Origin of the sequence: Pseudomonas sp. CP-1, from assembly GCF_021213715.1 — a bacterium.
Classification (GTDB): domain Bacteria; phylum Pseudomonadota; class Gammaproteobacteria; order Pseudomonadales; family Pseudomonadaceae; genus Pseudomonas; species Pseudomonas aeruginosa.
On sequence record NZ_JAJQKY010000052.1, the window covers coordinates 1 to 2749 of the forward strand.

Consider the following 2749-nt stretch of genomic DNA (forward strand, 5'->3'; position numbering starts at 1 on the left):
CCGGATTGGCAACCTTGCCTGTATGAAAAATTCCAGATATTCCTCCTTCAAAACGCTTCACGGATGCAGTTTTGCCGAGGTGAGACTTTCTCCTGTTTTTTCCAGCTGCAGTTGGCCCAACGCCCCGAGCTCCGTGGCTTTGCAGGCAGGGATGCCCGCGACTTTCGCTGAAAAAAAGTATTATGCTGCTGCAAGCGGGTCGATCATGACGATGTCCGCCTCATGAACGATGTCCAGGTACTGATCCGGCTGGGGTATGGTTTCGGCGTCCCGTATCGAGGTCATCAGGCGCCTCAACAGTTGGTCCTGTGCCAAGGTAATCGCAGACTCCTTCGTAGCAGCTGAAGCCGTCAGCCCTTCGAAGTCCAGCAGCCGAATCGTCACGTCCTTGCTTGTCCGAGCTACAGAGGCGGGATACGGAACAAGGTGGTTGATGACCACCTGGCGGCCCCGGCTCTTACCTCCTTCCAATTTCTTGACGAGGCGCTGCGCCTTGAGATGGGTGTACCTTTTGAGCATTGAAAGCGATTTATGACCGCTGATCGCGGCGACCTCCATCATGTCCAAGGTTCCGAGCTCAAAGAGCCTGCTAATCGCCTCGTGACGCAGGTCATGGAAGTGGAGGTCTTCAATTCCAAGCCGGAGCAGCATGACTCGCCATGTGGTCTTGAGTCCGGCGTTCGTGTAGGAGAACACCCGGCCATTGCCGGCAACACCTAGTTGGATTAAGGCGTCTCGTGCCTTGATGGAGAGAGGGACATCTCGGCGAGTTCCGTTCTTCGTATCGGGGAGATGTGCAATGCGCGTTTTGAGGTTGATGTGTTCCCACGAGAGGTTGAGGATTTCACCTTGCCGCATCGCTGTTTCCAGGGCAACGATGATGATCGCGTAGAGCTCAGAGTTCCCATAATTGTGGGCGTAACGGAGGATCAGGCGTTCCTCTCTTGAGGTCAGCCGACGCTCACGGCCAGGCGGCATTTTGGGCTTTCTAACCTTGAGGACTGGATTGTCATCGCAGATGCCCCACTCGATACGTCCAAGCTCGAACAGATTCGACAGCAAGGACATCTCGAGGCGAACGGTAGCCGGCGAGATCTGTTGACCAGTTTTGCCATTGAGCTGCTGAAGCCTTTCATCTCTGTAAGTCGCGATGTCAACAGATGTGATCTCGCGCACGATTTTCTCACCCAGGAGCGAGTTGGCTATCTGCTGAATGCGATAGCATTCTTGCTTGTAGCCCTTCTTGAGAATCGAGACTTTCTCACGGTAGTGATTAAGGGCTTCGCGAAGAGTCTTGGTTGTCATGCATCTCGTCCAACTGACTTTGGATGTGACTGGCGAGCTCTAGAACGCTCAAGCCGAACACGTCGCTAAGGGAAACGATAGTGTCAAGCGTGGGCGAACGCTCCCCGCGCTCGAGGACCGAGATGTAGGTGCGATCTAGACCAGCTTCAAACCCAAGCTGCTCTTGAGTGAGGTTGGCAGTTTTTCGCAGGTTTCGAAGTGCGCGGCCAAAGGCCACGTTGTGATTACGAAAATGGATAAGGCTGTCCCAGCTTGACACGCGAAAAGCTGGAATTTTGGGGATTCAGACTATAGTCGTCTTCCGCTTATAAGCGGAATTCGTCCCTCTCTTGCCCTGCTCGCTTCTCGTATTGATGTCTTCACAAGATCGGCTTTGCATGCACCGACTTGAATTTCATCCCCCCCCTTTCAACTGATTCAGGCCTACCCACCAAGTAATCTGCAGCCCTGTTCTTTTGTCTTGGAGCTGCAATGAACAACGATTTTCTCAAGCGCGTTTCCCAGTGGATCGTAGGGGAAGATACGGGTCTTTCCGCTATAGCGATTTGGTCGAGCATGATGGGCGTCCTGCCCGAGGATGGCTTCTGCACACCGTCCGATCCTTCTGACCTGGGTCGATGCCTGCGCCTGCTGGAACTGGTACCCGAGTGGAAGGCGCGAATCTCGGAGATGGCCATCCACGGACGCGAATGGGCTGCTCTCGTTTCGCATTGGGAGGAACTCCATCAGCTGATGGACGATGAGGTGGGGATCGACTGGAGTAAGGGGAACAGTGCCCTGCGCACCTACGAACGAATGAAGGCCATTCAAGGACATCATCGAACCTGAATCACATTCGCACGGGTTCTGGCACAGCCGGAGCGCCCTGATCATCTCCGGGTGATCAATTGGCCAGTTGGCCAGCTCCATCGAACCGCCGCGATAAATCTGCGGCCGCGAGTGAGAATGAAACGATGCGCACCACCCGACTCAAACACAAAGTCAGCGCCCCGGGTCAGGGCGAACTGTTCGCCGTCGACCAGATTGCGGGCATCTACAAGGCCAACCCCGACAAGCCCCTGACGAACACCGCGCTCTACGAGATCGTCACCAACCACCTTGGCGTTTCTACGGAAGCCTTGAACGAGCTTGCGCCTGTTGGGGAGAGTGGGCAGAAACACAGCCTGGTTCGCCGCGCTATCCGGTGGACTCAGCAATCACTGAAACAGATGGGTATCATCGAGCGCGTCAACGGAGAGCGCGGCGTGTGGCGCTTGACCGAAGATGCCAAACGCGACCTCAATCCAGCGAAGTCTGGTGTGAAGGTGCTCGGCTTTCGTACTGACCTGGGCCTGGCGATCTGGGGGCCAAGCGCGGATATCTTCAAAAGGCTCACTGTACCGGTCGTGCTTGCGCTCCATTTTGTAAGCGAAACTGCTGATCAGGGATTTAGAAGCCAATGCTA

The 2749-nt window shown here is 55.2% G+C and carries 4 protein-coding genes; 2 read left to right on the forward strand and 2 right to left on the reverse strand.

Features of this window, described 5'->3' with window-relative positions; genetic code table 11:
• Positions 1-180: 180 nt before the first annotated feature.
• Together LT948_RS32970 and LT948_RS32975 are read right to left on the reverse strand one after the other, a co-directional pair.
• A complete protein-coding gene (locus LT948_RS32970; RefSeq protein ID WP_042931316.1) occupies positions 181-1305 on the reverse strand; it encodes a site-specific integrase in 1125 nt (374 codons plus the stop codon).
• Entirely contained in the window at positions 1274-1564 is a 291-nt protein-coding gene (locus tag LT948_RS32975) for a helix-turn-helix domain-containing protein (RefSeq protein ID WP_244632834.1), read from the reverse strand. The genes LT948_RS32970 and LT948_RS32975 overlap by 32 nt, the downstream gene beginning before the upstream one ends.
• 212 nt (positions 1565-1776) lie before the next feature.
• Here LT948_RS32975 and LT948_RS32980 point away from each other — a divergent pair, with 212 nt between their 5' ends.
• Together LT948_RS32980 and LT948_RS32985 are read left to right on the forward strand one after the other, a co-directional pair.
• A complete protein-coding gene (locus LT948_RS32980) occupies positions 1777-2133 on the forward strand; it encodes a hypothetical protein (RefSeq protein ID WP_021018625.1) in 357 nt (118 codons plus the stop codon).
• Between the two features lie 125 nt (positions 2134-2258).
• Positions 2259-2749: winged helix-turn-helix domain-containing protein (locus tag LT948_RS32985; RefSeq protein WP_172765423.1), on the forward strand; the 491-nt coding region annotated here is incomplete at its 3' end.

What these genes read in the sequence shown, in the direction of transcription:
- LT948_RS32970 (WP_042931316.1), bottom strand. Translation starts at nt 1,305, where the DNA reads ATGACAACCAAGACTCTTCGCGAAGCCCTTAATCACTACCGTGAGAAA.
- LT948_RS32980 (WP_021018625.1), top strand. Translation starts at nt 1,777, where the DNA reads ATGAACAACGATTTTCTCAAGCGCGTTTCCCAGTGGATCGTAGGGGAA.